Below are 25,078 nucleotides of genomic sequence, written 5' to 3' on the forward strand. Positions count from 1 at the left end.
GTTAGGGCCCCCGGAAGCCGCAGTCGGGACACTCATACAGGTTGCTCTGCTTGCGGCATTTCGCACACCGGCTGATGTTCGTGCCGCACTCGGGGCAATCGAACCGAGCGGCGTTCATTCCGGCGACCTGTATCCCACAGGAGACACACTGGTTGGCCGCCTGCTGCTGACTGTCGCTCATACACTGATAAACCGGTGCGCGACTTTTAACCGTTGTTCTTTGCGTCCGTACCCTCGTCACGGATTCACCGGCTTCGAGACGATCCGGGTACGATCACCGGACGAAGCGAAGCGACTCCCTTAGGAGGCCACGAGCAACGGGCCGATCAACACCCCCATCAAGTGGACGCGGCGGGTCCCGAGCCGTGGCGGAACGAGCCCGAGAACGGTGGCCACCACGAGCGTGGCGACACCGACGACGCCCGCAAACAGGAACGAGAGCCCGACGAGGAACGCGAGCACGCCGATCGAGACCCGCGTGTAGTCGGCGTTTCCGACGACCCGAAGGTACGTGTCCCCGACCAGCAGCAGCACACAGAACCCGATCCCGGCGGCCATCGCGGTCGCCGCAAGCAGCACGGGAAGGGCGAGCGGGACGGCGATCTCCTCGAGCGCGACCATCACGCCGGTCCGGGGCGTGCCGAGCGCGAACAGCGCGAACAGCGCGAAGACCGTGTTGCTCGTTGATGCACCGCTCGTGGCGACCACGAAGCCCCGGTCGGCCTCGGACCGCGGGATGGCGGGAACCGCGGCCGTCGCGGCGATCGCCGCCGACACGCCCGGGAGGTAGCCGACGATCGCTCCCGCAACCGATCCGGCGGTGGCGGTGATGCCGAGGGAGCGGCGCTCCATAGCGATCCGGGCATCGGACTGCGGCGGCACGCCGGCCCCGTCGATCGCGTCGATAAGGACCGGCGCGCCGAACAGTCCGGTAAAAAGCGGCGCAAGCATCCCGCCGGCGGCAAGCGGCGCGTTGGGCTCGATGTCGAGCGTCGCCATCCCAAGTGCGGCACTCGCGAGAAAGGTTCCGAACCCGGCAAGCGCCGCTCGACGCGAGGACTCGGTCACGAGGAGGAACCCGACGATCGCCGCGAGGACGAGGCCGATGTGGGCCCGTATCGTCGGATACGCGTGCACCATCACCCAGGTGATCGGGACCGCGATCGGGACCGCAAGCAGGACCGCAAGCCCCGAACCGACGGCCGACAACCGGAGCGCTTCACGCCCTCGGCCGGCGATCACCAACCGGTGGCCGGGGAGGGACGCGATCGCCATCGCGGCATCGGGAACGCCGAGCGCGAGGGAGGGAACGATGTCGAGAAACGTGTGGACGACGCCCGCACCCAGCATCGCACAGCCCACGAGCAGCGGATCAGCGGGAATGCCGGGTGCGGCGCTGGCGAGAACCAACGCGAAGTTGTTCGCGTGAAGGCCGGGTATCAGCCCGCTCACCGTGCCGAGAACGGCGCCGCCGGCCACGAACGCGAGCGCGGCGACGGCGAACGTCGGGTCGACGACCGGCCGAAACACGGGGTCCATCCCGACGAGATGGCCGCGGCTTCGGGGATAAACCCTCGGTGAGATACGGGTGGCTGAAGCGGAGCCCGGACCGGGACTGGGACCGGATCGAGACGTCGATCAGGCCGCGCCGGCCGCCGACTGGGCCTTCTTGCGCGTGACGTAGCCGGCGATACGGTTTCGAACGCCCTTGGACTCGACGGTCGTGAGCGCCTCGACGCTCTCCTTGTTCGTCTCGAAGTCGGTGTTGAACGAGTCGGGGTACTCCTGGATGAGGACGGTCCCCAGCTGCTTGATGTACTTGGGTTTGATGGCCATACCGTCGATATCGGCGGCGCAAACTAAAAGGGTTCGTTCCGCCACGAGCCCCTCGTTCGGCGCCACCGAGCCCGTTCAGCATCGATCTCGAAGGAGTCCATCAGCGCCGGTTGCGCCATCCGGTTACGTCGTCGATGCGCTCGAACGCCGCCCGTTCACGCGGTCCGCCGCAGCGGTCGACCGTGTCGGCGAAATACCGCAGCCGATCGAGCAGTTCGTCCTCACCGAACCCCTCGACGTCGAGGCGCGAGGCGGCCACGGTCGCGTCGATGACCGCGCCGTAGCCACGATTCGTCCGCGGGACCCGCTCGTCGAGGGTCCGTCCCGCAACCGGGGCCAGCGCCCACGTGTGAATCTCGGTTCCGGCGTCGGTGGTACGGTCGATCCGTGTGAACTCGACCTCGACGTACGCGTCCGTATTCGCCAGGATGGGGTCCGATCGTTCGTCGATCGTGAGCGCCGCGTCCACGAACGCCAGCGGGTCGCTCGTGAACTGGATCACGCCGCGCCCGGTACGCTCGACGTTTCGGCGCGTCCGCGTTCGGCCGTAGGTCCGGGCAGTCGCCATCGGCTCGGTCGTCACCGACGGCGTCGAGTCGTCCGCCGCCGCGTCCGCCGCCGCTTCAGCCACCGATTCAGCCGTCGCTCCGTCCTCCGTTCCGCCATCCCACTCGTCCGGGTCCGGGGCGTGGACCCCGAGCGCAGCCATATTCCACCGTCCGTTGGGGCCACGCGTCGCGACGATCGTCTCCGTCACCCCGCGGAGATCGACGGGCCAGGTAGGCCCGGTCGCTCGGGGCACCACGCGCGTGTGCTGGTCCCCGAATCGGTCGGGATCGACGAGCCGCGGTTCCGACCGGGCGTCGTCATCATCATTATCATCATCGGTCAGTGTCCCGTCGACGGCGTCCCGATCGCGTCCGTCGTCGGGACGGGTCATACCGATAGCCCCCGTTCGAGCGCGACGAAGAGCCCGGCCGCGACCGTATCGGCCGTCGTCCCGGGATTGATCCCCTCCTCAACGAGCGCGTCCGCGAGCGCGTCCGCGGCCTCGAGATCCCCTCGAACGTCGGCCGCGCGTTCGGAGACATCCCGTGCGACCGCCGGTCCGTGGGAGGTTGCAACCAGGGTGTCCGGCCGATCGGCGAGGACCTCCAGGAACGCACGGGCGGTCCGGTCGCCGATGGGTCCGGTATCGTCACGGATCGATGCGGCGACCGCGAACGGTCGTTCGAACCCGGTCGTCCAGTCGACCGCGTTCCAGTCGGGGATCCCTCGCGTTCCCGCCTCCGTCTCTGCACCTGGCTCCCCATCCGTCTCTCCCCGTGCCTCTTCCTCCATCCCTCCCCCTGCCGCGTCCCCCGTCGACAGCGCCAACACGTCCGAAAGCGTGAGCCCCCGCTCACGGAGCGTCGGCGCTGCCGCCTCGCCGCGGCGAACGTCCAGATCGTCCATCTCGGCGGGCGGATCGCGGACGGCAACGTCGACGTGCTCGAAGGCGCGATAGAACGACACCGCGTCCTCGACGGTCGTGTCGGCGACGACGCGGTCGAGCCCGTCAGGGGTGAGATCTCCTCGGGCGGCAGCGGAGACGAGTGGAACGAGCAGCAGCAGGCAGCCGAACTGGGTGTTCCCGCCGGACTGTCGGCTCATCCCGGCGACGGCACGTTCGAACGCGATGCCGACCCGAGCGCCGTGCTCGGCGCGACGAAGCCCCTTGCCGGCCCCGACCGTGCCCGCGAGGAAGTGTTCGAACCGAAGGTCCTCGAGATCTCGACGCCGATCGACGTTCCCGGGTTTGGGGGTCCCGGCGACTTCGAGCAACAGCGCCAATTGCGCGTTCTCGGCGGGCGTTCGCCGCGTGGCTCCGGAGTTCCGTCCAGTCACAGGGGCGCATCCTCCGGTATCGATCCGGTTTCAGAGTCCGATTCCCCTCCCGAGCCGGGGGCGGATTCGGAGTCCGAATCCGGGCCCAGATCGAGCGCGGCTGCCGCACTCGCGACGCGATCGAGAACGATCGGGTCGTCGCTCGGTCGACCGACGCTGACCGCGTCAGCCCCGTACTCGGCGTACTCGCGAACGCTCTCGCGGTCCCGTACCTCGTTGTTCGCGATCACGAACAGGTCGGTCGCGGCAGTCACGTCGGCGACTGCGCGCTCGGTGTCCATCGCGTCCAGATGGAGGATGTGACCTCCCGCATCCTCGACCGTTCGGGCAACCGCCGGAAGGTCGACACCCGACACGCCGGCCCGAGCCTTCACGCTTACCGTCACGCCCGCAGTGGCCGCCGCCGCGACGTACTCCGAGAGCCGGTCCCGGTCGGCAAGGAGCGACTCGCCGCAGCCGACCGCACACAGTTCCGGCTGCCGGCAGTGTGCGTTCACCTCGAGGATCGCGTCGTGGGACGTACAGACCGCCGCAGCGCGCTCGATCGGGGGGAGCGTCGTACTCCGAACGTTGACGGCCGGTCGCAGTGGCACGTCCTCGAGAGCCGCCACCTGTGAGTCGATGAACGCGAACGGATCGTTCGGGAGGAACTCCTCGCGACCGCGTTCAACGAGGTCACGTGCGGCGGCCCGGCTCGCGGGATCGAGCGCGATCCCGCCGAGGACGGCACAGCCGACGTACGGAGCCGCGGCACTGGCCCAGGCGGCGTCGGAACGACCGCTGAGGCTCGCGATCGCCACCGGCGGGACGAAGGGGACGACGGCGTCACTGCCGCCCGGATCCACCTCGCTGCGTTCGGGAACCATCTCGTCGTGTTCCTCGTGAGCCATCCATTTTACGCCATCGCTCACCGAACGGCAGCAAGCGCCGACTGGCAGGCACGCGCGACGCGTTCGGCGTCGGCGGCGTTCTCGATCCGGGTGTTGGTCCGGACGACCTCGCGATCGAGATCGGTCCCGTCGTCGGCGTCGAGAACGAACGCGTCGGCAAAGGGGTAGGCAGCCGCCACGCCCGCGGTGCTCGGATCGATCCCGACCCCTGCCATCAGTTCCGCTGCCGGCCCCGAGAAGACTACGTCCTCGACGAACGGCGAGACGGCGACCACGGGCGTTTCCTGCAGAGCGGCCTCGACGCCGGGGAGTGCGAGCATCGGACCGATGCTCGTGACCGGGTTCGAGGGACCGATCACGACCGGCTCCGTGAGGGCCTCCTCGACCGCTCGCGTCGGCGTCGCCTGCGTCGTCTGCGTCGGCGTCGTCTGCGTCGGCGTCGCCTGCGTCGTCGTGGTTTGCGTCGGCGTGGTTTGCGTCGGCGTCGTCTGCGTCGGCGTCGTCTGCCTCGTCGAGATCTGCGTCGATGGGTCCGGGTCGGTGCCGCGGAATTCGACGGCCTCGACGGCAGGATCCGCCCGGCGATCGACCCAGTACTCCTGGAAGTGAAGCGGACCGTCGTCGGTGTGGACGATCGTTGCGACCGGGTCATCCGACATCGGCACGAGATCCACGGCGAGACCGAAGGCGTCCGCGAGCGTGCGCGTGACCTCGGTGAGTGACCGTCCCTCATCGAGTAGTCCCGTCCGCGTGATGTGAACCGCGCGGTCGCGGTCGCCGATCTCGAGGAACTCCGCGACGCCGGAGAATCGCCGCCAGTTCGCGATCCGCCGGCCCGCAGTCTGTGCGTCATCGGGGAGATAGCGTGGACCGTCCTCGAGGCCTGCCGCCGACGCGATCCGCGAGAGTTCCTCGTGGGTCGCCGTCGTGTCGTTGTCGATCCCCCACCACGTCTCGCGGTCGAGAACGTCACCGCCCCAAAAGAGAACCGTATCGATGTCCGGACAGACGAGATGGCCCCCGATCTCGACGTCGTCCCCGGTGTTTCCGACGACCGTGATCGACGCCGCGTCCCAGACGGTCGTCGCTCCCTGCAACAGCTTTGGCGTCCCGGTGCCGCCGGCGAGAAACGTGACCATACGGTGGGGTTGAGCGGCGTCGGCTTGTAAGCTCCGCCCTCGGGCCGGACGGCGACCGACGGGGAACCGCTCGTCGGGAACGGCATCGACGGCGGAACGCCTATCTCGATGCGTCGATCAGGACTGTGTATGGACACGCGTCGCGCGCTGTTGGACGCGCTCGAATCGGGGCCCGTCTCCGGTCCCGAACTCGCCGATCGGCTCGGCGTCTCCCGTGCGGCGGTCTGGAAACACGTCGAGGCGCTCAGGGATCAGGGGTTCGAGATCGAAAGCGGGGACGAGGGGTACCACATCACTGAAACGCCGAATTACGGTGCGGCCGCGATACAGTACGGATCGACTGCGCCCTACGGGATCGAGTTCCACGACACGATCAACTCGACGAACGATCGGGCTCGCGAGCTCGCCGACGCGGGCAACACCGGTATCGCCGTGGTCGCGGACGAACAGACCGGCGGACGCGGGCGACTGGACCGCGACTGGGCGGCCCCCGCCGGCGGGATCTACGTCTCGGTGGCGATCAGCCCGGATCTCCCGCCGGCACAGGCGCCGATCGTCACGCTTGCGGCGGCCGTCGCGGTAACCGACGCCTGTCGGGACGTCGGCGCTGACGCACACATCAAGTGGCCAAACGACGTCCTCGTTCCCGATCCAACCGCCGAGCGGGGCGGCACCAAACTGGCCGGAATCCTCACCGAAATGCAGGGAGAGGCCGACCGCGTCTCGTGGATCGTCGTCGGAATCGGCATCAACGCGAACGTCGACCCCGACGCACTTCCGCCCGGAGCGACGAGCCTTCGCGCGGCGACGGGCGACCGTATCGACCGCAGCCGAGTGACGCGAACGCTGCTCGAACGGTTCCACGAGTTGACAGCCGCCCCCGAATCGGTTCTCCCCGCGTGGCGTGACCGAGCTGCCACGATCGGACGGGACGTTCGGGTCGAAACCACGACCGGAGCCGTCGAGGGAACCGCCGTCGACGTCGAGTTTCCCGGCGCCCTCGTGCTCGAGACCGATGATGGGACCGAAACCGTCCTCTCCGGGGATTGTGAACACCTCCGACCGATCGACTGAGTGTCGAGTTCCTCATCCCGTCGTCCCGATAGTGGTCGTGTCCGCAGCTACCCACTTCCGGAGGCTTCCGATTCAGGTGTCCCGTCGGCGGAATTCCGGTCGGCGTCCGCGGTCTCGGGCGTTTCCGTCGATCCGGCCACGCCGGCCGTCTCGGCCGCGTTGGACGCCGCCGTGTCACCCGCCTCGCCGACGCGAACGGTCAAAACCGGGACCGAGGATCCACGGACGACCTTTTCGGCCACGCTACCGAGGAGGAGTCGGTCGATGCCGCCGCGGCCGTGTGTCCCCATTACGATGACGTCGCACCCGTGCCCTTCGGCGTAGTCGATGATCTCCCGGCTCGGTGACCCCTCGACGACTGCCGTCTCCACGGGAACGTCGACCCCGACGCCGTCGGCGATCGACTGCACCTCCTCGACGGCCGCGTCGGCATCCGACTTCAGGAGATCGTCGATGCCGTCCCAGGATGACTCCATCGGCAGCCCGGCGTAACTCGAGACGTTGATCACGTAGAGTGCGTGCACCTCGGCGTCGTGGATCGCTGCCAACCGTAACGCGTGCTCGACGGCGCGCTCGCCCTCCGGTGACCCGTCGGTCGGAACCAGAATTCGGTTGTAGAGTGACATATGTTATCACAGGACTGTATCGGATGCGAGTGTATAACTGTTTGCACGTTTTGCCGGTTCTCGCACGTCGGTCTCCGGACCACTCGGCCCGTGATACCGGGCCCGGTCGAATCCAGCCGTGGTACCGAACCGGTCACACCCGCTCGGAGCGGGCCCGGTCACGCGCCCTTGTTCTGGCCGCTTTCGAACGTCGATGGCTCCGGCTCGATCGACCGATAGGCGACGACACGGTCGCCGAGGGTCTCGACGCGGTCGCGGAGATCGACGTCGGTGAACTGCCCGTTCTCGATCGCGGCGTCGGCGCGTGGAATGGCGGCCTGATACGGGAGTACCCAGGCGTTGAGTGCGCGACAGACAGACCGCAGATGCTCGAGGGCCGTGATCGGGAACGAGCCGCCGGCGACGGCGAGTAGCCCGACGGTGACGCCCTCGAACTCCTCGAACCCACAATGGTCGAGCGCGTTCTTCAGCACGCCCGAACAGGAGCCGTGATACACCGGCGTCCCGAGGACGATCGCGTCGGCCGTGCGGATCGTGGACCGGAAATCGGCGCCGTCCCCCTGGTCGTCGACGTCCGGATTCAACGGCGGCAGATCGTACGCACGGATATCGACCAGTTGCGTCGACGCGCCGGCGGCTTCGGCACCCTCGAGGGCTGCTCGGACCGCAGTGCGTGTATGACTCCGTGACCGCAGGCTCCCCACGACGCCGGCCACGTGCGTGTCGCTCATACCACCTCCCTCGGGGGACGGCCTGAAAAATCGGATGGGTCCATCCCGTCCAGTGCTCCCTGGCAGCAGTCCGACGAGTCGAGGGCGACGCGAGCCGACCGGACGTTTATCCCGGATACCGACACAGCGCCCCCGTGACCTGAGGCTCGCTCGCGATGGCCGAGGCGGGTGTTCGGCGCCCCGTCGCGAGACCGGATCCGTTCCACGTCCCCGGATCCACGCTTCCGCGCCGACTGTTCGCCAGATCGCGTCGATGTGGTCGTCATCGTCACCGCTCCGCCGAGCGTTGGCTCCGTCAACCACCCCCTCCGCCCACAGCTACCCGTCCACGTTCTCACTGGCCGTGCGGATGACCCGATATCGGCCGCCACACTCCCCACAGCGGTATCGATCGGGCTCCGTGACGAGTTTCGATCGTCGATAGCGGGCGATCTCGGCGTCGCAGTCGCGACAGCGCACCCACCACGTTGGGTCGACGAACCGGTCGCAGTGTACGTGCGTTTCGAGCGTCGCCGCCAGTCGTCGAAAAGTCGGCCCGTGGCTCGGGTCGCCGCGTTCGTTCAGCAGGTGTGCGTGGAGGAGCTCGTGCCGGATCGTCGCCGCCGTCGCCCGCCAGCCGCGATTGCGGAACTGCAGCCAGGCGAGAACGATCGCCGTCGGCTCGCCGTCACGGTATCGCACCGCTCCCGCACGCCGTTTGGCGCGGCGGCTGACCTCCCACTCGAGGCGGCTCACCGAGACGGAGAGACCGTGGCTCTCGACGACTGCCCGCGCATAGACCCGCGCGGTTGCGAGAAGTTCCGTCGGGGTCGCATCCGGTCCGATGTGGTACCGTTCGACCGGAACGGATAGCGCCGACGCATCGTCGCCGTTTCGATCGGGATCGGATCCCTCGCCAACATCGGGTTCTGACCGTCGCTCCGCCATCAGTCACTCCCGAAGCCGAACCCGAACGCCGTCCTCCCCGTCGCGAACCGCCACGAGCCCGTCATCGGACAGATCCGCGAGGAGCCCACGGAGCCACTCCCGTCCGTGGTCGCCGTCGGGCGTGTAGTCAACCCGGATCCGGTGGCCGAGGTCGTCGATCGGGAGTTCGTCGTACTTCCGGAGCGTCGCGACGATCCGGCCGCGGAACTGTCGCCGACTCCCCTCGAAACTCGGCTGTGTGGGAACGTCGGGCGCGGTGAAGTCGCCGGTCCCGTAGGCGTGACACCACTGACGCCACGGGCATCCCTCCTCCTCACACCGCGGGGTCGTGCCACAGGCGACCCCGCCGAGTTCCATGATCGCGTTGTTCCACACCCGGGACCGGCCATCGGGCAGCAGCGTCGAGGCGGCCTGCTCGAAGGCGTCGTCCGAATCGGGGACGCCGAACGCGCGGTACAGCACGCGTTTGACGTTCGTGTCGACGACGGCGTCGCCGGCGTTGAACGCGAAGGAGGCGACCGCGTTGGCGGTGTAGGGACCGACGCCCATCAACTCCTCGAGGTCGACGGGCGTCCGCGGGAACTCCCCGTCGAACTCCTCGTGCACCTGCTGTGCGGCCTCGTGAAGGTACTTCGCACGGTTGTTGTACCCGAGCGAGTGGCTCGACCAGAACCCGACGACGTCGCTTCTGTCGGCCGCAGCCAACGCGGCGGCGGTCGGCCACTCCTCGAGAAACGCCTCGTAGGCCGGCCGAACTCGGTCGAGTTGGGTCTGCTGGCTCATCACCTCGCAGACGAGGATCGCGTAGGGGTCCTCGGTCTCCCGCCACGGGAACTCCCGATGGTCGGCCTCGTACCAGTCGATGAGCGACGATCGAACGTCCTCGAGGGCGGCAGGAAGCTCGACGGCCTCCCTCCCGTCCGCCGCTCCCGACGTTTCGTGCTCGTCCCCGGAAGGCGTCATACATCGTCGTTGTGCCGGCGAGCGTTTATAATCCTGGCCGATTCGACGATCGTCCGTCGCCTGGCGTATTGCGACCGCGAGGACGGCGACGCCGACGAGACGATCCGAAACCGGTTTCGGCGGCAGGACGCTGCGGGAAGCTATGACGCTTGAGGATCTGACGACCGCGGTTGAGGGAACGTACGGCGAACTCGGTGACTCCACGGACGTCGAACTCGATCGGGAAACTCGAACCGAACTGGCGATGCTGGTCGCTGCGACCGGTGCCGACGCGGATGAGCTCGTCCGGCGGGGGATCCACGCGCTGTTCCGAACGACGGTGGACACCGGCGATCTCGACTTCCAACTGCGAAACGAGTACGACGTGTCCTACGACGAGTACCTGATGGGAATGTCCGTCGACGAGATGACGGGGGACGCACAGTATCCGCAGCAGGACGACGATCGCCGGTACCGGATGTAGACGTTTCCGGTGATGAGTCAAGAAAGCGGTGCGTCGATCGCCCCGTTTGGTGCCGCGGTCAGATGTCGACGTACTGCGACTCCCACTCCTGGCGGGCGTCGATCTCACGCTGACCACGTCGTGTGAGGGTGTAGTAGTTCGTTCGGCGATCGCGTTGGCCCTTCTCGACGAGCCCCTTCTCGACGAGCGTATCGAGATTCGGGTAGAGGCGACCGTGGTGGATCTCCTTCTCGTAATAATCCTCGAGCTCATCCTTGATCGCGAGTCCGTGCGGCTCGTCGAGTCCAGCGATCACGTACAACAGATCCCGCTGGAATCCTGTCAGATCGTACATTTATGAATTCTATTCAATCATATACATCGATATCTGATAAATATACCGGATCCACGATCGATACTGGGTGGAAATACGGATGAAACGGTGTTTGGATAATATTCAAACGAGACAACTCACTGAGTGTTTTTGACAGCAAATATGACATATAATTCTGTGAAGACACGTCACGGCCGAAGAATCGGCGTTTCGAAACGGCCCGCATCGCCGGCGTCGATTTTTATACTTCAACGACGTAGGTGAGGTATGCCTGAAGAGACGATTTTTGCCAGTGAATCCGTCGAATCTCGGGAATCGATCGCGACCTCCCTCCGGACCGTCGCCGACAAGCTTGAAGCCGGTGAGCCGGTTACCTTGGCCGCCGGCGAGGAATCGGTCACGCTGTCGGTGCCACCGCGGGCGACCTTCGAGGTCACGGCCGAACGTGAAACCGAGGGCGGTCACGAGGAGCTGAGCGTCGAACTCGAGATCGAATGGGACGTCGGGACCGATGCGGACGGAACGGACGCAACGCTATCGATCGAGTGAGGTCGCGCGAGCGACGTCGTTCATCTGGATCGATGGGTCGTGCTCAGATATGTTCCTCTTCGAGGACCCACCCGAGCGCCCGCTTGTAGTAGGTGAACATTTCCTTGACGCCCTCGTGACGCATCTCCTCGTCCTCAAGCTGTGCTTTCAGGAACTCGTACTGCTCGCGGATCTCGTCTTCCTCGCGCATACCGGATCGATCACAGCGGGACCGACATAGGTCCGACGACCGAACGAGGAGTACCGAACGGAACGACTTTACGCCGACCGGTGTTACCGACCGAGAGCGATGGACGATCGGACGCGCGAGTACCTCCGGGGGCGCTTTGGCGACTACTACCGAGCGACGTCGCTGTCCCCGCCGTCCGAAGCGAACGAGCGCGAGTGGGGCCACATTCCGTGGACGCCGGGCAGCGGGACGACGATGGTCCGCCACCAGTCGCTTCTGGACCTCGGAAACCTCGATGCGTTCTTCCGGGAAACCGCACCGAGACACGCCTATTTCTCGGCGGCACAGTACGACGATCCGGGCGCGTCGACGATGGGGAAGAAGGGGTGGCGCCGGGCCGACCTCGTCTTCGATCTCGACGCCGACCACCTCCCGTCGATCGACCCGGAGTCGGCGACGTACGCCGAGATGCTGTCGGCCTGTAAGGACGCGCTCGAACGGCTCCTCGCGTTTCTCGAGAACGATTTCGGGTTCGAGAACCTCCAGATAGTCTTCTCGGGCGGCCGCGGCTACCACGTCCACGTCCGTGACGAGGCCGTCCTCGAGTTGGATAGCGAGGCCCGACGGGAGATCGTTGACTACGTCCGGGCGATCGACCTCGACGTCGAGGGGCTGATCCGCACCGAACAGGAGCAGGGAACCACGAAACGCGTGCTCCGGACCGAGGGTGGCTGGGGAAAACGCGTTCACGAAGCGCTCGTCGAGTACGCCGACGATCTCCGGGAGATGGACGAGGAGGCGGCCGTGGCACGGCTCCAGGAGCTCGACGGAATCGGCGAGGGACGCGCAACGACGATCCTCGGCGCGTTCCGACGAAACCCGGACGCGGTTCGGGCCGGAAACGTCGAAGCGGGTGGTCCCGGAGTTCGCCGGCTTGTCGAGGCGCTCTGTGCACAGGTGACCGCATCACGAACGGCGCCCGTCGACGAGCCGGTGACGACCGATACCCACCGGCTCATCCGTGTTCCCGGAACCCTCCACGGCGGAAGCGGGCTCGAGGTGTGCCGGATCCCGCGGACGGAACTCGACGCGTTCGATCCGTTGGTCGACGCCGTCCCGAACCGGTTCACCGACCGCACGATCGAGATCGACTGTTCGGAGCCGGCGACGGTAGAGTTAAACGGCGAGACCGTGATGGTGGAGCCAGGAACGAACACGGTCCCCGAGTACGTCGGCGTGTTCCTGATGGCACGTGATAGTGCCAGTAAGGCCCCGGAACGATGATCTCGGGCGGGACCGTGACGGTGTTACCGGACGAATACCCCCTTCCCTAACGACACGCATACACGATGAATCTGGACGAACTCAGATCGGTGCAGGCCAAGGAACGTCGAAAGGACAGCCTGCAGCATCTTCGAGACACGTTCTACGAGGACGTCGCGTCCTACATCGCCGACCTCCGTGCCGCACGCGATCGGCGAGCCGAACGCGTCGACAACCCGTTCTCGGACGACGACGTTCGCCGAATGTCCGATGAGGTCGAAACGGCCGAGGAGGTCGCCGAGGCGCTGTATGAACGCCGCATCGGGAAGGTCGTCAAGCTCGCCTCCTTCGCGGCCGCAGATATGCCGGTCGAGCAGGAAGGGATGACGACCCAGGAACGCGAGCTGTTCGAGGACCTGGTGGCCCGCATCGAGACCAACAAGTCCGCCGTCCTCGACGTCCTTACGGGGGCGGAGTCGAGCGCGGAAACGGACGCGGTCGGTGGGGAAGACCCGGAAACGCGATCGGAGCCGACGGCGACGCCGGAGTCGGCGGCACACTCCACCGCCGAATCGAAATCCCGAGAAACGACCGCCCCGATTCCGCCGGAGGAGCCATCGACGGAACAGACGGCGGGCCGAGCCGCAGGGACATCGGAAAGCTCGCCGGAGACGCGCTCGGAAGCCGAATCCAGGGGTATGACCGAAAACGAACCTGACGCCGACCTCGAACGTACCGCCGACGGCGGTACGCTCGCGGAGGCGATGGGCTCCGATCCGCCGTCGACCGATGCCACGGCCGAAACGGACGATCCGGACGTTACGGCGACGGATCCGGACACCGACGAGCCGGCCGTCGACGCCGCTCCACACGGTGGGATGACCGGGACTAACGCCGATGGCGACTCGGTGCTCGACCGCACCGTCGTCCGGATCACTCGTGACGTCGGAGAGATATTCGGCGTCGACGAGCGCGAGTACGATCTGGAGCGGGAGGACGTCGTGACGCTTCCGACCGCGAACGCCGATCCGTTACTCGAGCGGGACGCCGCCGAACGGATCGAATAGCGGGCTTTTTGTCGACGGCCGACGAGAAGCGGGTATGCTCGATCCCGGTGCCGACGCCCCGTCGTTCTCGCTGTCGAACCAGCACGGCGAGACGGTCTCGCTCGAGTCGATCGACGCCGATTACACCGTCGTCTACTTCTACCCGCGGGCGGACACGCCGGGATGTACGACCGAAGCCTGCGGATTCCGTGACGCGTGGGGACAGTACGCCGAGGCGGACGTCGCCGTCGTCGGGATCAGTGATGATCCGGTCGAGGACATCGAAGCGTTCGCCGAGAAGTACGACCTGCCGTTCCACCTCCTGTCGGATGCGGACGGGTCCGTGGCCAGCGCCTACGACTCCTACGGCGAGAAGAACGTGTTCGGCAACGTCGTCGACGGCGTCTTCCGGAACACCTACGTCGTCGACGCGGCCGGCGAGATCGTCCTCGCCTACGAGGGGGTCGACCCCGAGGACCACGCTGAGACGATCCTCGCGGACGTCGAGAACGAACGGACGTGACCGACGTCGGGTATGGAGGCCGGTCAGGAGAGTACCGACGTCAGTAGCCGCGCGTGATCAGGTAGTCGGCAAGCTCGGCGAGCGTCCGGCGTGCCTCGTTGTCGGGAAGCACCTCGAGGTGTCGTTTCGACCGCTCGGTGAGCTCCTCGGCCTTCTCCCGGGCATAGGTGATGGAGCCGACGTCTCGGAGCTTCGACACCGCGGACTCGATCTCGGCGTCAGTCACGTCGGTCGGGATCTCCGCGTCGACGAGTTCGTCGACGTCGACGCCCTGCTGGCGCGCGTGCAGCGTGATGAGCGTCTCCTTGTCCTCGACGAGGTCCGAGCCACGCTGTTTGCCTAACTCCTCGGAGGGAACCGTCAGATCGAGGACGTCGTCCTGGATCTGGAAGGCGCTGCCCGAGTCGATCCCGTACCGGTAGAGGGCGTCGACGACCTCGTCGTCGGCGCCGAGCAGGATCGCCGGGGTCGCAGCGGCCGCGCCGTAGAGGACGGCGGTTTTCAACTCGATCATCTCGAGATACTCGTCCGGGAGGATCTCTCCACGTGACTCGAAGGCCACGTCGAGCGCCTGCCCCTCACAGATCTTCGTACACGTCGAGGCGAGCATCCGCATCGCCTCGAGTCCGTTCGCCGGATCAGCGTCGGTGTCGGCCATCATCTCGAAGGCCGTCGAGTAGAGCGTGTCGCCGGCGAGGATCGCCGTCGACGTGTCGTAGGCCTCGTGGACCGCGGGAACGCCCCGGCGGAGGTCGTCCTCGTCCATGATGTCGTCGTGGATCAGCGTGAACGACTGAATGACCTCGATCGACACCGCCGCCCGCAGCAGGTCGACGGTCGATCCGGACACCGTCGGGAACGACCGATAGTCGACGGAGCCGGGATCGACGTCGGCGATCGACTCCCCCGCCAGGAGGACGACCGTCGGCCGGAGCCGTTTCCCGCCGGCCTCGAGGATGTACCGGGACGCTTCATAGAGGCGCTCGGGCTCCGCCAGCGGGAGCTCCTCGTCGATCGCGGCGTTGACGAGCTCGCGCCGCTGTCGAACCGCGTCCAGAACCCGTGCCTCCGTCGCGTCGTTCGTCATTCGACCAGCTGGATGACGTTCCCGTTTTCGGTGACGTGGAGGTCACGATCGAGTTTGTAGCCCTGCGAGCGGCACAGGTCGACGTACGGCGAGAACCCTTGCAGGTTCTGGTGGGCCGGGATGACGTTCTGGGGTTCGAGCGCGTCGAGCATGGTGTAGTGGCCCTCCTCACGCAGGTGACCCGAGACGTGGATGTCGTCGTAGATGCGTGCACCCTGCATCCGGAGAAGCTGTTCGGACTGGTAGCGCTGGCCCTCGTTGGTCGGCTCCGGGATGACCCGGGCGCTGAAGATGACCTTGTCGCCGTCGTCCAGCTCGTAGGGCGTCTCGCCGCGGCCCATTCGGGTGAGCATCGCGCGCGGCTCACCCTGGTGACCGGTGACGATGGGGAGGTAGTTCTCCTTGCCCTCCTTCATAATCCGCTTGAACGTTCGGTCGACCGACTTCCGGTGGCCGTACATCCCCAGGTCGCCGGGGAAGTCGACGAAGTCGAGCCGTTCGGCCGTGCCGGAGTACTTCTCCATCGAGCGACCGAGCAGAACCGGCTGTCGCCCGATCTCCTCGGCGAACTCCACGAGGCTCTTGACGCGGGCGATGTGGGAGGAGAACGTGGTGGCGACGATGCCGCCGTCGTAGTCCTCGACCGAGCGCATCACGTCGTGAAGGTGCTTGCGCGCGACCGATTCGGAGGGCGTTCGACCCTTCCGACCGGCGTTGGTACAGTCCTCGATGTAACAGAGGACGCCGTTGTCCTCGCGACCGATCTCGCGGAACCGGTCCATATCGATCGGGTCGCCGATGACGGGCGAGTGGTCCATCCGCTTGTCGAGCCCGTAGACGACCGCCCCCTCGGGCGTGTGCAGCACGGGGTTGATGGCGTCGATCACCGAGTGGGTGACGTTGACGAACTCGAGTTCGACCTGCTCAGAGTCGCCGATCGCCATCGTGGCGCCCGCGTTCATCTTCACCAGGTCGTTGTCGACCTGGAACTTGCCCTCGTCCTGGATCTGCTGGCGGACGAGCTCGATCGTGAAGGGGGTGGCGACGATCGGTGCGTCGTACCGGTGGGCGAGCTTGGGGATCGCCGCGATGTGGTCGAGGTGGCCGTGCGTCGGGATGATGGCCTGCACGTCGCCCTCGAGTTCGGACATCACGCGGTCGTCCGGAATGGCGCCCATATCGATCAGGTCGAGGCTATGCATCTTCTCGGTCTCCACGTTGTCGTGGATCAGGACCTTACTCAGGTTCAGGCCCATGTCGAAGATGACGATGTCCTCGCCCGCTCGGACCGCCGTCATCTGTCGACCGACCTCTTCGTATCCGCCGATTGTTGCGATTTCGATTTCCATAGTTGTGTTCCCAGAGCATCCAAAGCCGCGTTCGAACGGCGATACTGCTCACTGAAACCCGCATCTGGGGCCAATGCCCCGGCGTCTTACAGCACGTCGGCGAGGGCCCCGCTTCGGTCGAGCCGACGTCGGCTCACCGTGTCCCGCGGGATGATGGTATCTACGCGTACACGGGCCCCTCTTAAAAACTGTGTGGGTTACTCCTCGCCACGAGGGCGTGATCGAACAATCGATGGCCGAGCCACGGCGGCGCACCCGGCTAGAGGATCGCCATCGCGACCGCAAGCGTCCCCGAGCTGACGACGACGAGCGCCAACAGGACGACGACGACCGGCGCGATCCCCGCCTCGCGAAACTCCCGGACGTTCATCCGCATCCCCAACCCTGCGAAGGCGACCAGGAACAGCCAGCTCGAGGTGTTGCCGATCGCGGTCCGCTGTGCGGGGGTGAACATCCCGATCGTCGACAGGGCGATCAGGAGGAGGAACCCGAGCAAGAAGACGGGGACGCCCTCACGGAGCTGTCGGATCCGGACTCGAACCGCCGATCGGGACTCGTGGGCGTCGTCGTGTGCTCCGTCGTCGTGTGGCTCGCGGTGTGGCCTATGGGTCGCCCCGCCCGCGTAGTACATCGCGTAGCCGACGGCGACGACGCCGATCAGCGCGTTTCGCGCGAGCTTGACGAGGACCGCCCACTCGCCCGCGGCGGGCGAATACGCGAGTCCCGCGGCGGTGACGGGGCCGGTGCTGAACATCGTTGACCCGGCCCAGACGCCGAAGGTGACGTCGGACAGACCGAGCAGCCGGCCCACGGCCGGATACGCGACGAGGGTGACCGCGTCGAACAGGAGAACCGTCGCCGTGGCGTACGCGACCTGCCGACGATCGGGATCGATGGCGCCGGCAACGGCGGCGACGGCGGAGACGCCACAGATCCCCGAGCCCGCAGCCAACAGCGATCCGGCCTTCTCGTCGATCCCGATCACCCATCGCGAAAGGGCCTCCACGAGGAGAACCGTGGCGATCACGGCGCCGAGCACGATAGCGAGCACGCGACCGCCGGCTCCGATGACTCGCCCGGCCGCGACGGTCGCACCCAACAGGACGATCCCCGCCTCGAGCCAGAGACCGTGCGTGTCGACGCCGGGGGTCGCCCAGTCCGGGACGCCGAAGACGTTCGCGACGAACGCCCCGATCCCGATCGCGACGAGCAGGTGGCTCCCGATGGGAACGACGGCCGTAACCACACGAGCCAGGAGTCCGACGAGGACCAGGACCGCAATACCCGGGAGCACGCGCCGGCCACCGGCCCACAACGTCGACGCCATCCTCACCACGGGATCGGGAGATCGATCCCGACGATCGCGGCAACGAGGACGAACGACACGCACATCGCCTGCCAGCCTCGGTCGAGCCCCGTCCACCACCGGATGGCGCGTTCGGTTGCCGACCCATGGTCAGTCATTGGTTCCGGGTATCGGCGTGGGCGAGTAAAACCTGCTGATCCGTTCCGGTTCGTCACCGATATCGGCAATCCCGTCCGGTCCCGCGGACGCAGTCGAACCCGATCAGGGAGATCGGACCGGTCGGACCAAGCCGATCGGACCGATCGGGAAGATCGAGCGGCGGTATCCCGGTATGTTTATTATGACGACGGGAGGCGATCCGAACCATGAGTGGTCGACCCCTCGACGTGCTGGAGTCGTCGCTGAACGAGGCCGTCACCGTGCACCTCAAGGACGGAACGACGTATTACGGCCTGCTCGCCGGCTATGACCAGCATATGAACCTGGTCATCGACCCCGAGGAGGCCGCCGACGATCGCGTCGAGGGCGACGGGGAGTTCGCCGTCGCGGTCGAAGACACAACGATTATACGCGGCGATAACGTCGTCACCATCAAAGCATGACCGGAGCCGGAACGCCCTCCCAGGGGAAAAAGAACAAGACGGTTCACGTGAAGTGCCGCCGCTGTGGCGAGAACTCCTACCACCTCAAGAAGGAACGCTGCTCGGCGTGCGGGTTCGGCAAGTCCGCCAAGCGCCGCGAGTACGCCTGGCAGTCGAAGTCCGGCGATAACTGAGTCGACGGCACCGCGGATCGAGTCGCCCCCGATCAACCGGGGCGACCGATCGATGCGACCCGAGACGACGACTCTTCCTCGGTTCCGCATCCCACCACAGTCAGCGACGGGTTCTCAACCACTTGACCGCCGTCTTGACCGTCCTGGCGCCGGTCTCACACGGTCGCGATCCGGCCGAGAAACTGACGAAGCAGGGCGTTGAACGCCGCCGGCTGTTCGATCATCGCCAGGTGTGCGGCGTCCTCGATGACGACCCGTTCGCAGTTCGGGATCTCCGTCGCGAGGAACTCGTGGTATCGCGGCGGCGTCAGCCGGTCGTGTTCGCCGGCAACCGCAAGGGCGGGGACGTCGATCGTCGAGATGCGGTCGCGGACGTCGAACCGGTGACACGTCAGGAAATCGCGTTCGACGATCGTGCGGCCGCTTTGCCGCATTGCGTCGATCGATAACGCGGTGTATTCGGAGGGCGCGTCGTGAAAGAGCCGGTTTCGCCCGTGGAGAAACTCGATCGCGTGTTCGAAGTCGTCGGCGAGCCAGTCCCGGAGGTCCCGAAGGACCGCGAGTTTCGCCCCGGTTCCCTGCAACACGAGCCCCTCCAGCCGGTCCGCGTATTCGCGTTCGAGCGCGACCCACTGTGCGACCGCGCCACCGAGGGAGTTCCCGCAGATCACCGTCGCGCCCGTCTCCTCCGCGACCGCGACGACGTCGTCCGCGTAGGCGGCAAGCGTTTCGAGGCCGGGATCGGCGTCGACGTCCTCGCTGTCGCCGTGACCGGACAGGTCGATCGAGACGACGGGAGCCGTGTCCGTGAGCCGTGCCTGGGACTTCCAGACCGTGTGGGTGCCGCCGCTGCCGTGAACGAACAGGATCGTCGGCCCCTCGCCGTCCCCCTCGAAGACGCGATAGGCGGTCCGCCGGCCGTGGTGTGTAACGTGTTCCATGGATCGAGCTATGATATGTGTTTCGCGCGTGGGAACAAAAACCGTCGTGTCCGGATCGAACCAATCGCGACCGAATCCATCACGACCAAGCCCGTCACGGCCGAGTCCATCGCGTTCGGCGAACCCAGCTCCGAACCGCAATCACACTCTCGATCGTGTCCCCGGCGCCCTCTTGCGATCATTTGGCGACAGGTTTATATATTTGCCCACCTAACTTGGAGTTAGGATACAATGAATATCACCCAAATCACCGACGGCGAGCCCGTTCTTCGCCGCTATGAGTACCCGGGCCGGTGGGTCGTCGCCGCCGACCTCGGCGTCGACGACGAGCACGTCTCCGTGGACACCGTCGGGGAGACGGCGATCGTCGTCATCGACCGCGACGACGGCGACGCCGAAACCGAACTCGACCTGCCCGGTCCGGCCGCCGACGCGGCCGTGAACAACGGCGTGTTGATCATCGAGGTGGCGAAATGAAGCTCACTGTCAAGCCGCTCAAACAGAAGGACGCCGGCCGACGTCTCGCCGCGATCGACCGCGTCGCCGCCGAGGAGCTCGACCTCTCCGGCGGCGACTTCGTCCGCATCGGCGGACAGTCGGGCAACGCCATCGCACGCGTCTGGCCCGGCTACCCCGAGGACGACGGCACCGGCGTGGTCCGCATCGACGGTCGTCTCCGACAGGAGGCCGACGTCGGGATCGACGACCACGTGACCGTCGAGAAGGTCGAAATCAAGCCGGCCGAACGGGTCACCGTCGCGCTACCCCAGCGGCTCGGTATCCGGGGCAACATCGACGCGCTGATCCGCCGCGAACTCGGCGGTCAGCCCGTCACGCCCGGACAGAACGTCCAGCTGCCGCTCGGGTTCGGCTTCATGGGCGGCCAGTCGCAGGCGGTCCCGCTGAAAGTCGCCTCGACAACGCCCTCCGGAACGGTGGTCGTGACCGATAGCACCGAGATCGAGATCTCCGAAAAACCCGCCGAGGAGATCGTCGAGAGCGCCGGCGACGTCGGCGCGGGCGGCGACGCCACGCCGGACGTCGCCTACGAGGACATCGGCGGGCTCGACGAGGAGCTCGAACAGGTCCGCGAGATGATCGAGCTGCCGATGCGTCACCCCGAGCTGTTCAAGCGACTCGGCATCGACCCGCCCAAGGGCGTCCTGCTGCACGGCCCGCCCGGCACCGGCAAGACGCTGATCGCCAAGGCCGTCGCCAACGAGATCGACGCCAGCTTCCACACGGTCTCCGGTCCGGAGATCATGTCCAAGTACTACGGCGAGTCCGAAGAGCAGCTGCGCGACGTCTTCGAGGAGGCCGCCGAGGACGCGCCGGCGATCATCTTCATGGACGAGCTCGACTCGATCGCCCCCAAACGCGAGGAGGCCGGCGGCGACGTCGAACGACGCGTCGTCGCACAGCTCCTGTCGCTGATGGACGGCCTCGAGGAACGCGGCCAGGTCGTCGTCATCGGCGCCACCAACCGCGTGGACGCGATCGACCCCGCGCTCCGGCGCGGCGGACGGTTCGACCGCGAGATAGAGATCGGCGTGCCCGACCGCGACGGCCGCAAGGAGATCCTGCAGGTCCACACGCGGAACATGCCGCTCGTGGACGGGATCGACCTCGACGAGTACGCGGAGAACACCCACGGCTTCGTCGGCGCCGACCTGGAGAGTCTCGCCAAGGAGTCCGCGATGCACGCGCTACGGCGCATCCGTCCCCAGCTCGATCTGGAGTCCGACGAGATCGACGCGGACGTGCTCCAGTCGATCCAGGTCACCGAGCGCGACCTCAAGGAGGCGCTGAAGGGCATCGAACCCTCCGCACTTCGGGAAGTCTTCGTCGAGGTCCCCGACGTCACCTGGGAGGACGTCGGCGGGCTCGGGGAGACCAAAGAGCGGCTCCGCGAGACCGTGCAGTGGCCCCTCGAGTACCCCGAGGTCTTCGAGCAGCTCGACATGGAGGCCGCAAAGGGCATCCTGATGTACGGGCCGCCCGGCACCGGCAAGACGCTGCTGGCGAAGGCGGTCGCCAACGAGGCGGAGTCGAACTTCATTTCGATCAAGGGCCCCGAGCTGTTGAACAAGTTCGTCGGCGAGTCCGAGAAGGGCGTCCGTGAGGTCTTCTCGAAGGCCCGCGAGAACGCGCCGACGATCGTGTTCTTCGACGAGATCGACTCGATCGCGACCGAGCGCGGACAGAACACGGGCGATTCGGGGGTCGGCGAGCGCGTCGTCTCCCAGCTGCTGACCGAGCTCGACGGACTCGAGTCGCTTGAGGACGTCGTCGTGATCGCCACGACGAACCGTCCCGACCTCATCGACTCGGCGCTGTTGCGTCCCGGTCGGCTCGACCGGCACGTCCACGTGCCCGTCCCCGACGAGGAGGGGCGCCGCCGGATCTTCGAGGTTCACACGCGCGAGAAACCCCTGGCCGACGACGTCGACCTGGACGCCCTCGCACGCAAGACCGAGGGCTACGTCGGCGCCGACATCGAGGCGGTCGCCCGCGAGGCCTCGATGAACGCCTCCCGCGAGTTCATCGACAGCGTCGACAGGGAGGAGGTCGGCGAGTCGGTGGGCAACGTCCGCGTGACGATGGCCCACTTCGAGGACGCACTCGATGAGGTCGTCCCGAGCGTAACCGACGAAACGCGCGAGCGATATGCGGAGATCGAGAAACAGTTCAAACGCTCCGAAGTCGAGTCCGATCCCGAGGCAACCCCCGGCGGCGCCTTCCAGTAAGGAATCGGTCGGAGGTCCTCGGACGGTTGCTCACCCGTTCCGATGAGCCTCGATACGGAGAACCTAAAAGTTAGACGCGTCTAACTCCCACCGAATGCGGACTGAACACGTCGACGGGGACGTCACGGAATGACGACCTGGATGGATGTCGTCGTGATCGCTTTTCTCGCCCAGCTTGCCGTGCTGCCTGGCGAGAAAGTGCAGTTCATCATCGCCGGCCTCTCGACGCGGTACAACCCCCTGTTGGTCGTCGCCGCCGCCGGGAGCGCCTTCGCCGGGTGGACGGTGCTCGAGATCGCCCTCGGCAGCTACGTGCAGCGGCTACTTCCCGGGGTCTATCTCGACCTGCTCACTGGGGTATTGTTCCTGTTCTTTGCGATCGCGCTCCTTCGATCGGCGCCGCCACGCCCCCGAACTGACGGCGGGATCGATGACGGCGAAACGGCCGGTGTCGCGACCGAAACGGCCGATACTGCGACCGGCGCAGCCGACGCCTCGATGCCGGACGACGACGGCGGAACGAGTATGCTCGACGGGGACCTCGACGTTCGCGTGCCATATCTCGGGTGGCAGGTTCCAAACACGTTTGGCGGCTTCCTCCCGATCTTCGCACTGATGGCGTTCGGCGAGTTCGGCGATAAGACGCAGCTCGTCACGATCGGGCTCGCCGCCCAGTATCCCGGGTTTCCCACCGCCATCTGGGCGGGGGAGATGGCGGCCATCATTCCGGTCAGTCTCGTGAACGCGTTCGTCTTCTTCCGGTTCGCGAACCGGTTCGACCTTCGGACGGCACACCTCCTTTCGGGTGCCGCCTTCGCGTTCTTCGGGATCGACACGCTCCAGGCGATCGTGACTGGCGTGTCGGTGTGGGATACCGCCGTCGACGCGGTCGCGGCGGCGATCCTCGCGATCGTCGCCTGACTCGCCGCCGATGGCGGTCCGAATTGCCGACGTCGGAGTCCCGGCGACTCACCGTTGATCGTCGGGTTCGGTCGTGATCCACGACGCAGTGCTCGAGACCAACACGAGCGTGTCCGTCACGTCCTCCATCGCGTCGAGGACCTCATCGAACCGGAGTGCGATGGTCCGGTAGACGAACGGGCACTCGATCGCGTCGTCGGCGAAGACGGTGTCGACCACGTCGTTACGAAGTTCATCGACGGCGCTTTCGGCACCCCGTACCGTGGCGATCTCGGCGGCGATCGAGTCTGACCGTGACGGGGACCGTAGCAACCGGACGTAGCACGCGACGGCGTCCGCGAGCGCGTCCATCGCTCGCTCGGCACACCGCGCCATCTCGTCGAATCGGTCGAAGGGTGCCGCCGCACGCGACGGAGCGATCGTGGTCAGCTCCTCGGCGAGTCGCTCGACGGCGTTGGGGATCGCATCGAGCCGTTGATACAGATCGACCACGCGTGGAGAGTTGAGATGGATCCGGGCGTTTCGCAGCCCGATCTCCTGGGCATCGGCGTTCGTGATCTGTGCGGAAATGTCCCGCTTGAGGCGGTCGCAGTCACTCTCGCGGGTCGTGATCGCGTCGACGAGATCCCGGACGGTTGGATCGTCGGCGCCGCCGTCGACGTACGCATCGAGCAGGTCCGACAACAGGCGGACACACTCGTCGATCCGGTCGAGATACGCCTCCGTCCGCGAGACGATCCGGTCGTCGAACCGCCGCTCGGGTTGTGCGGCCATCGATCGATCCCACTCCCGTCGGCCCGAAGTAGTCTTATAAGTGGCCTATATATTGGATCCCCTCGATCCATACCCATCAGTGCTGACGGTGATCCACCCGTGTCGACGTCGATCCGTTTCACCGGTGCCGATGTCGATCCGTTTCACCCGTGTCGACGTCGACTTACCGTTCCGCACGCGACGATCGATCGATGAGCTACCCGGTCACGTACTACTGTCCGCACTGTGAGACGCTCGTGGCGGTCGATCGGGAGGGCTACCTCGACGACAAGGCCGTCACGCCGTACCCGCTCGAGGGATGGACCTACGTTGCTCCGAGCGTGGCGTTCGGGGACGACGGATCGGATGAGGGGGAGACGACGGCGGATGAGGGGGAGACGACGGCGGAGGAGAGAAAGACGACGGCGGAGGAGAGGAAGACGCGGGATCGACGGACGTCGCCGGATCCGGACGGCGTCCGGTTCGTGTGCGGGGAGAGCGACGGCGTGACCTGGGCGCCGGATACGGGCGGCACGACGTCCGAAAACGTCGACGACGGCGCCGACGCGCCCACTGCCGACGCACCCACCGCCGACGAGACCGAGACCGACGACGTCGGCTGCGGCGAGCCCTTTTACCTCTCGTTCGTTCGCTTCGAGGACGGCCGGGAGGTCGATCCGCGAACCGACACCGACGCCGAGCGGATCCGGCTCAACCTCGGCCGAGAACCGGACCGTCCGCGTGGACCGGGCGGTCCGTCCGGTCCCGACGGCGGATCGGGCGGTTTTTGGGGCTAATAC

The 25,078-nt window shown here is 66.5% G+C and carries 31 protein-coding genes; 12 read left to right on the top strand and 19 right to left on the bottom strand.

Annotation, left to right across the window (positions count from 1 at the left end):
- Position 1: 1 nt before the first annotated feature.
- The 7 genes from BLW38_RS07035 to BLW38_RS07065 all read right to left on the bottom strand — a co-directional run bounded on the left by BLW38_RS07035 (position 2) and on the right by BLW38_RS07065 (position 5,752).
- Positions 2–181, bottom strand: a complete 180-nt coding sequence (locus tag BLW38_RS07035; RefSeq protein WP_092816343.1) for an HVO_2753 family zinc finger protein — start codon at positions 179–181, stop codon at positions 2–4.
- A gap of 119 nt (positions 182–300) precedes the next feature.
- Positions 301–1,539, bottom strand: coding sequence for a tripartite tricarboxylate transporter permease (locus BLW38_RS07040; protein ID WP_092816345.1), 1,239 nt, complete (start codon positions 1,537–1,539; stop codon positions 301–303).
- Positions 1,540–1,638: 99 nt separating this feature from the next.
- The gene (locus BLW38_RS07045) at positions 1,639–1,836 is read right to left on the bottom strand and encodes a 30S ribosomal protein S17e (RefSeq protein WP_092816347.1); all 198 of its coding nucleotides are present in this window, start codon (positions 1,834–1,836) and stop codon (positions 1,639–1,641) included.
- 100 nt (positions 1,837–1,936) lie between these two features.
- Positions 1,937–2,776 carry a DUF447 domain-containing protein gene (locus BLW38_RS07050; RefSeq protein ID WP_092816349.1) on the bottom strand — a complete coding sequence of 280 codons (840 nt, stop codon included), beginning with the start codon at positions 2,774–2,776 and terminating at the stop codon, positions 1,937–1,939.
- A complete protein-coding gene (locus tag BLW38_RS07055) occupies positions 2,773–3,723 on the bottom strand; it encodes a triphosphoribosyl-dephospho-CoA synthase (RefSeq protein ID WP_092816351.1) in 951 nt (316 codons plus the stop codon). The genes BLW38_RS07050 and BLW38_RS07055 overlap by 4 nt, the downstream gene beginning before the upstream one ends.
- Positions 3,720–4,589, bottom strand: a complete 870-nt coding sequence (locus BLW38_RS07060; RefSeq protein ID WP_092816465.1) for a tRNA-dihydrouridine synthase — start codon at positions 4,587–4,589, stop codon at positions 3,720–3,722. The genes BLW38_RS07055 and BLW38_RS07060 overlap by 4 nt, the downstream gene beginning before the upstream one ends.
- Before the next feature lie 41 nt (positions 4,590–4,630).
- Complete coding sequence (locus tag BLW38_RS07065) at positions 4,631–5,752, bottom strand: 2-phospho-L-lactate transferase CofD family protein (protein WP_092816353.1); 1,122 nt, start codon at positions 5,750–5,752, stop codon at positions 4,631–4,633.
- Between the two features lie 129 nt (positions 5,753–5,881).
- On the opposite strand from BLW38_RS07065, the gene BLW38_RS07070 reads away from it, so the two are divergent.
- Positions 5,882–6,826, top strand: coding sequence for a biotin--[acetyl-CoA-carboxylase] ligase (locus BLW38_RS07070; RefSeq protein WP_092816355.1), 945 nt, complete (start codon positions 5,882–5,884; stop codon positions 6,824–6,826).
- 47 nt (positions 6,827–6,873) lie between these two features.
- Here BLW38_RS07070 and BLW38_RS07075 read toward each other — a convergent pair whose 3' ends face one another.
- From BLW38_RS07075 to BLW38_RS07090, 4 genes are all read right to left on the bottom strand, one after another.
- Positions 6,874–7,452, bottom strand: a complete 579-nt coding sequence (locus BLW38_RS07075; RefSeq protein WP_092816357.1) for a universal stress protein — start codon at positions 7,450–7,452, stop codon at positions 6,874–6,876.
- 158 nt (positions 7,453–7,610) lie between these two features.
- The gene (locus tag BLW38_RS07080; RefSeq protein ID WP_092816359.1) at positions 7,611–8,183 is read right to left on the bottom strand and encodes an NADPH-dependent FMN reductase; all 573 of its coding nucleotides are present in this window, start codon (positions 8,181–8,183) and stop codon (positions 7,611–7,613) included.
- Between the two features lie 318 nt (positions 8,184–8,501).
- On the bottom strand, positions 8,502–9,110 hold the full coding sequence (locus tag BLW38_RS07085) for a SprT-like domain-containing protein (RefSeq protein ID WP_092816361.1): 609 nt from the start codon (positions 9,108–9,110) through the stop codon (positions 8,502–8,504).
- Positions 9,111–9,113: 3 nt separating this feature from the next.
- Positions 9,114–10,073 carry an HhH-GPD family protein gene (locus BLW38_RS07090; RefSeq protein ID WP_092816363.1) on the bottom strand — a complete coding sequence of 320 codons (960 nt, stop codon included), beginning with the start codon at positions 10,071–10,073 and terminating at the stop codon, positions 9,114–9,116.
- Positions 10,074–10,215: 142 nt separating this feature from the next.
- Here BLW38_RS07090 and BLW38_RS07095 point away from each other — a divergent pair, with 142 nt between their 5' ends.
- The gene (locus tag BLW38_RS07095; RefSeq protein ID WP_092816365.1) at positions 10,216–10,536 is read left to right on the top strand and encodes a hypothetical protein; all 321 of its coding nucleotides are present in this window, start codon (positions 10,216–10,218) and stop codon (positions 10,534–10,536) included.
- Positions 10,537–10,594: 58 nt separating this feature from the next.
- Here BLW38_RS07095 and BLW38_RS07100 read toward each other — a convergent pair whose 3' ends face one another.
- Entirely contained in the window at positions 10,595–10,870 is a 276-nt protein-coding gene (locus tag BLW38_RS07100) for a PadR family transcriptional regulator (RefSeq protein WP_092816367.1), read from the bottom strand.
- Positions 10,871–11,116: 246 nt separating this feature from the next.
- Between BLW38_RS07100 and BLW38_RS07105 the strand changes: the two genes are divergently transcribed.
- Positions 11,117–11,398, top strand: coding sequence for an amphi-Trp domain-containing protein (locus tag BLW38_RS07105; RefSeq protein WP_092816369.1), 282 nt, complete (start codon positions 11,117–11,119; stop codon positions 11,396–11,398).
- Positions 11,399–11,441: 43 nt separating this feature from the next.
- Here the strand turns inward: BLW38_RS07105 and BLW38_RS16205 are convergent, their stop codons facing one another.
- Positions 11,442–11,588, bottom strand: a complete 147-nt coding sequence (locus BLW38_RS16205) for a hypothetical protein (RefSeq protein ID WP_177167456.1) — start codon at positions 11,586–11,588, stop codon at positions 11,442–11,444.
- Between the two features lie 99 nt (positions 11,589–11,687).
- On the opposite strand from BLW38_RS16205, the gene priS reads away from it, so the two are divergent.
- From priS to bcp, 3 genes are all read left to right on the top strand, one after another.
- Positions 11,688–12,851, top strand: coding sequence for a DNA primase small subunit PriS (gene priS, locus BLW38_RS07110; protein WP_092816372.1), 1,164 nt, complete (start codon positions 11,688–11,690; stop codon positions 12,849–12,851).
- 65 nt (positions 12,852–12,916) lie between these two features.
- Positions 12,917–13,897, top strand: a complete 981-nt coding sequence (locus BLW38_RS07115; RefSeq protein ID WP_092816374.1) for a DNA replication complex subunit Gins51 — start codon at positions 12,917–12,919, stop codon at positions 13,895–13,897.
- A gap of 34 nt (positions 13,898–13,931) precedes the next feature.
- On the top strand, positions 13,932–14,399 hold the full coding sequence (gene bcp, locus BLW38_RS07120) for a thioredoxin-dependent thiol peroxidase (RefSeq protein WP_092816376.1): 468 nt from the start codon (positions 13,932–13,934) through the stop codon (positions 14,397–14,399).
- Between the two features lie 40 nt (positions 14,400–14,439).
- On the opposite strand, the gene idsA3 is transcribed toward bcp, so the two are convergent.
- From idsA3 to BLW38_RS16665, 4 genes are all read right to left on the bottom strand, one after another.
- Positions 14,440–15,486 (bottom strand): geranylfarnesyl diphosphate synthase, encoded by a 1,047-nt coding sequence (idsA3, locus tag BLW38_RS07125; protein WP_092816378.1) that lies wholly within the window; start codon positions 15,484–15,486, stop codon positions 14,440–14,442.
- A complete protein-coding gene (locus tag BLW38_RS07130) occupies positions 15,483–16,835 on the bottom strand; it encodes a ribonuclease J (RefSeq protein WP_092816380.1) in 1,353 nt (450 codons plus the stop codon). The genes idsA3 and BLW38_RS07130 overlap by 4 nt, the downstream gene beginning before the upstream one ends.
- Before the next feature lie 259 nt (positions 16,836–17,094).
- On the bottom strand, positions 17,095–18,162 hold the full coding sequence (locus BLW38_RS07135) for a YeiH family protein (protein ID WP_092816382.1): 1,068 nt from the start codon (positions 18,160–18,162) through the stop codon (positions 17,095–17,097).
- 2 nt (positions 18,163–18,164) lie between these two features.
- Complete coding sequence (locus tag BLW38_RS16665) at positions 18,165–18,299, bottom strand: hypothetical protein (RefSeq protein WP_281241164.1); 135 nt, start codon at positions 18,297–18,299, stop codon at positions 18,165–18,167.
- A gap of 207 nt (positions 18,300–18,506) precedes the next feature.
- Here BLW38_RS16665 and BLW38_RS07140 point away from each other — a divergent pair, with 207 nt between their 5' ends.
- Together BLW38_RS07140 and BLW38_RS07145 are read left to right on the top strand one after the other, a co-directional pair.
- Positions 18,507–18,743, top strand: coding sequence for an LSM domain-containing protein (locus BLW38_RS07140; protein WP_092816384.1), 237 nt, complete (start codon positions 18,507–18,509; stop codon positions 18,741–18,743).
- Complete coding sequence (locus tag BLW38_RS07145) at positions 18,740–18,916, top strand: 50S ribosomal protein L37e (protein WP_092816386.1); 177 nt, start codon at positions 18,740–18,742, stop codon at positions 18,914–18,916. The genes BLW38_RS07140 and BLW38_RS07145 overlap by 4 nt, the downstream gene beginning before the upstream one ends.
- A 155-nt stretch (positions 18,917–19,071) precedes the next feature.
- On the opposite strand, the gene BLW38_RS07150 is transcribed toward BLW38_RS07145, so the two are convergent.
- Positions 19,072–19,857 (bottom strand): alpha/beta fold hydrolase, encoded by a 786-nt coding sequence (locus tag BLW38_RS07150; protein WP_092816388.1) that lies wholly within the window; start codon positions 19,855–19,857, stop codon positions 19,072–19,074.
- A gap of 231 nt (positions 19,858–20,088) precedes the next feature.
- Here BLW38_RS07150 and BLW38_RS07155 point away from each other — a divergent pair, with 231 nt between their 5' ends.
- The 3 genes from BLW38_RS07155 (at position 20,089) to BLW38_RS07165 (ending at position 23,525) form a co-directional block, all read left to right on the top strand.
- A complete protein-coding gene (locus tag BLW38_RS07155) occupies positions 20,089–20,334 on the top strand; it encodes a DUF7127 family protein (protein ID WP_092816390.1) in 246 nt (81 codons plus the stop codon).
- A complete protein-coding gene (locus BLW38_RS07160; protein WP_092816392.1) occupies positions 20,331–22,604 on the top strand; it encodes a CDC48 family AAA ATPase in 2,274 nt (757 codons plus the stop codon). The genes BLW38_RS07155 and BLW38_RS07160 overlap by 4 nt, the downstream gene beginning before the upstream one ends.
- Positions 22,605–22,733: 129 nt before the next feature.
- On the top strand, positions 22,734–23,525 hold the full coding sequence (locus BLW38_RS07165; RefSeq protein WP_092816394.1) for a TMEM165/GDT1 family protein: 792 nt from the start codon (positions 22,734–22,736) through the stop codon (positions 23,523–23,525).
- Positions 23,526–23,573: 48 nt separating this feature from the next.
- Here the strand turns inward: BLW38_RS07165 and BLW38_RS07170 are convergent, their stop codons facing one another.
- Positions 23,574–24,299: a DUF47 domain-containing protein gene (locus tag BLW38_RS07170; RefSeq protein ID WP_092816396.1), complete on the bottom strand. Its 726-nt coding sequence runs from the start codon at positions 24,297–24,299 to the stop codon at positions 23,574–23,576.
- A gap of 191 nt (positions 24,300–24,490) precedes the next feature.
- Between BLW38_RS07170 and BLW38_RS07175 the strand changes: the two genes are divergently transcribed.
- On the top strand, positions 24,491–25,075 hold the full coding sequence (locus BLW38_RS07175) for a hypothetical protein (RefSeq protein ID WP_092816398.1): 585 nt from the start codon (positions 24,491–24,493) through the stop codon (positions 25,073–25,075).
- Positions 25,076–25,078: the final 3 nt, after the last annotated feature.

The sequence above is a fragment of the Halopenitus malekzadehii genome (genome assembly GCF_900108505.1).
In the GTDB taxonomy this organism is placed as follows: Archaea; Halobacteriota; Halobacteria; order Halobacteriales; family Haloferacaceae; genus Halopenitus; species Halopenitus malekzadehii.

Excerpts from the sequence above, each read along its gene's own strand:
- BLW38_RS07045 (WP_092816347.1), bottom strand. The coding sequence starts at position 1,836 with ATGGCCATCAAACCCAAGTACATCAAGCAGCTGGGGACCGTCCTCATC.
- BLW38_RS07135 (WP_092816382.1), bottom strand. The coding sequence starts at position 18,162 with ATGGCGTCGACGTTGTGGGCCGGTGGCCGGCGCGTGCTCCCGGGTATT.
- BLW38_RS16205 (WP_177167456.1), bottom strand. The coding sequence starts at position 11,588 with ATGCGCGAGGAAGACGAGATCCGCGAGCAGTACGAGTTCCTGAAAGCA.
- BLW38_RS07140 (WP_092816384.1), top strand. The coding sequence starts at position 18,507 with ATGAGTGGTCGACCCCTCGACGTGCTGGAGTCGTCGCTGAACGAGGCC.
- BLW38_RS07050 (WP_092816349.1), bottom strand. The coding sequence starts at position 2,776 with ATGACCCGTCCCGACGACGGACGCGATCGGGACGCCGTCGACGGGACA.
- BLW38_RS16665 (WP_281241164.1), bottom strand. The coding sequence starts at position 18,299 with ATGACTGACCATGGGTCGGCAACCGAACGCGCCATCCGGTGGTGGACG.
- BLW38_RS07175 (WP_092816398.1), top strand. The coding sequence starts at position 24,491 with ATGAGCTACCCGGTCACGTACTACTGTCCGCACTGTGAGACGCTCGTG.
- BLW38_RS07040 (WP_092816345.1), bottom strand. The coding sequence starts at position 1,539 with ATGGACCCCGTGTTTCGGCCGGTCGTCGACCCGACGTTCGCCGTCGCC.
- BLW38_RS07160 (WP_092816392.1), top strand. The coding sequence starts at position 20,331 with ATGAAGCTCACTGTCAAGCCGCTCAAACAGAAGGACGCCGGCCGACGT.
- BLW38_RS07035 (WP_092816343.1), bottom strand. The coding sequence starts at position 181 with ATGAGCGACAGTCAGCAGCAGGCGGCCAACCAGTGTGTCTCCTGTGGG.
- BLW38_RS07105 (WP_092816369.1), top strand. The coding sequence starts at position 11,117 with ATGCCTGAAGAGACGATTTTTGCCAGTGAATCCGTCGAATCTCGGGAA.
- BLW38_RS07060 (WP_092816465.1), bottom strand. The coding sequence starts at position 4,589 with ATGGTTCCCGAACGCAGCGAGGTGGATCCGGGCGGCAGTGACGCCGTC.
- bcp (WP_092816376.1), top strand. The coding sequence starts at position 13,932 with ATGCTCGATCCCGGTGCCGACGCCCCGTCGTTCTCGCTGTCGAACCAG.
- idsA3 (WP_092816378.1), bottom strand. The coding sequence starts at position 15,486 with ATGACGAACGACGCGACGGAGGCACGGGTTCTGGACGCGGTTCGACAG.
- BLW38_RS07170 (WP_092816396.1), bottom strand. The coding sequence starts at position 24,299 with ATGGCCGCACAACCCGAGCGGCGGTTCGACGACCGGATCGTCTCGCGG.
- BLW38_RS07130 (WP_092816380.1), bottom strand. The coding sequence starts at position 16,835 with ATGGAAATCGAAATCGCAACAATCGGCGGATACGAAGAGGTCGGTCGA.
- BLW38_RS07115 (WP_092816374.1), top strand. The coding sequence starts at position 12,917 with ATGAATCTGGACGAACTCAGATCGGTGCAGGCCAAGGAACGTCGAAAG.
- BLW38_RS07085 (WP_092816361.1), bottom strand. The coding sequence starts at position 9,110 with ATGGCGGAGCGACGGTCAGAACCCGATGTTGGCGAGGGATCCGATCCC.
- BLW38_RS07100 (WP_092816367.1), bottom strand. The coding sequence starts at position 10,870 with ATGTACGATCTGACAGGATTCCAGCGGGATCTGTTGTACGTGATCGCT.
- priS (WP_092816372.1), top strand. The coding sequence starts at position 11,688 with ATGGACGATCGGACGCGCGAGTACCTCCGGGGGCGCTTTGGCGACTAC.
- BLW38_RS07165 (WP_092816394.1), top strand. The coding sequence starts at position 22,734 with ATGACGACCTGGATGGATGTCGTCGTGATCGCTTTTCTCGCCCAGCTT.
- BLW38_RS07150 (WP_092816388.1), bottom strand. The coding sequence starts at position 19,857 with ATGGAACACGTTACACACCACGGCCGGCGGACCGCCTATCGCGTCTTC.
- BLW38_RS07075 (WP_092816357.1), bottom strand. The coding sequence starts at position 7,452 with ATGTCACTCTACAACCGAATTCTGGTTCCGACCGACGGGTCACCGGAG.
- BLW38_RS07145 (WP_092816386.1), top strand. The coding sequence starts at position 18,740 with ATGACCGGAGCCGGAACGCCCTCCCAGGGGAAAAAGAACAAGACGGTT.
- BLW38_RS07090 (WP_092816363.1), bottom strand. The coding sequence starts at position 10,073 with ATGACGCCTTCCGGGGACGAGCACGAAACGTCGGGAGCGGCGGACGGG.
- BLW38_RS07095 (WP_092816365.1), top strand. The coding sequence starts at position 10,216 with ATGACGCTTGAGGATCTGACGACCGCGGTTGAGGGAACGTACGGCGAA.
- BLW38_RS07070 (WP_092816355.1), top strand. The coding sequence starts at position 5,882 with ATGGACACGCGTCGCGCGCTGTTGGACGCGCTCGAATCGGGGCCCGTC.
- BLW38_RS07155 (WP_092816390.1), top strand. The coding sequence starts at position 20,089 with ATGAATATCACCCAAATCACCGACGGCGAGCCCGTTCTTCGCCGCTAT.
- BLW38_RS07080 (WP_092816359.1), bottom strand. The coding sequence starts at position 8,183 with ATGAGCGACACGCACGTGGCCGGCGTCGTGGGGAGCCTGCGGTCACGG.
- BLW38_RS07065 (WP_092816353.1), bottom strand. The coding sequence starts at position 5,752 with ATGGTCACGTTTCTCGCCGGCGGCACCGGGACGCCAAAGCTGTTGCAG.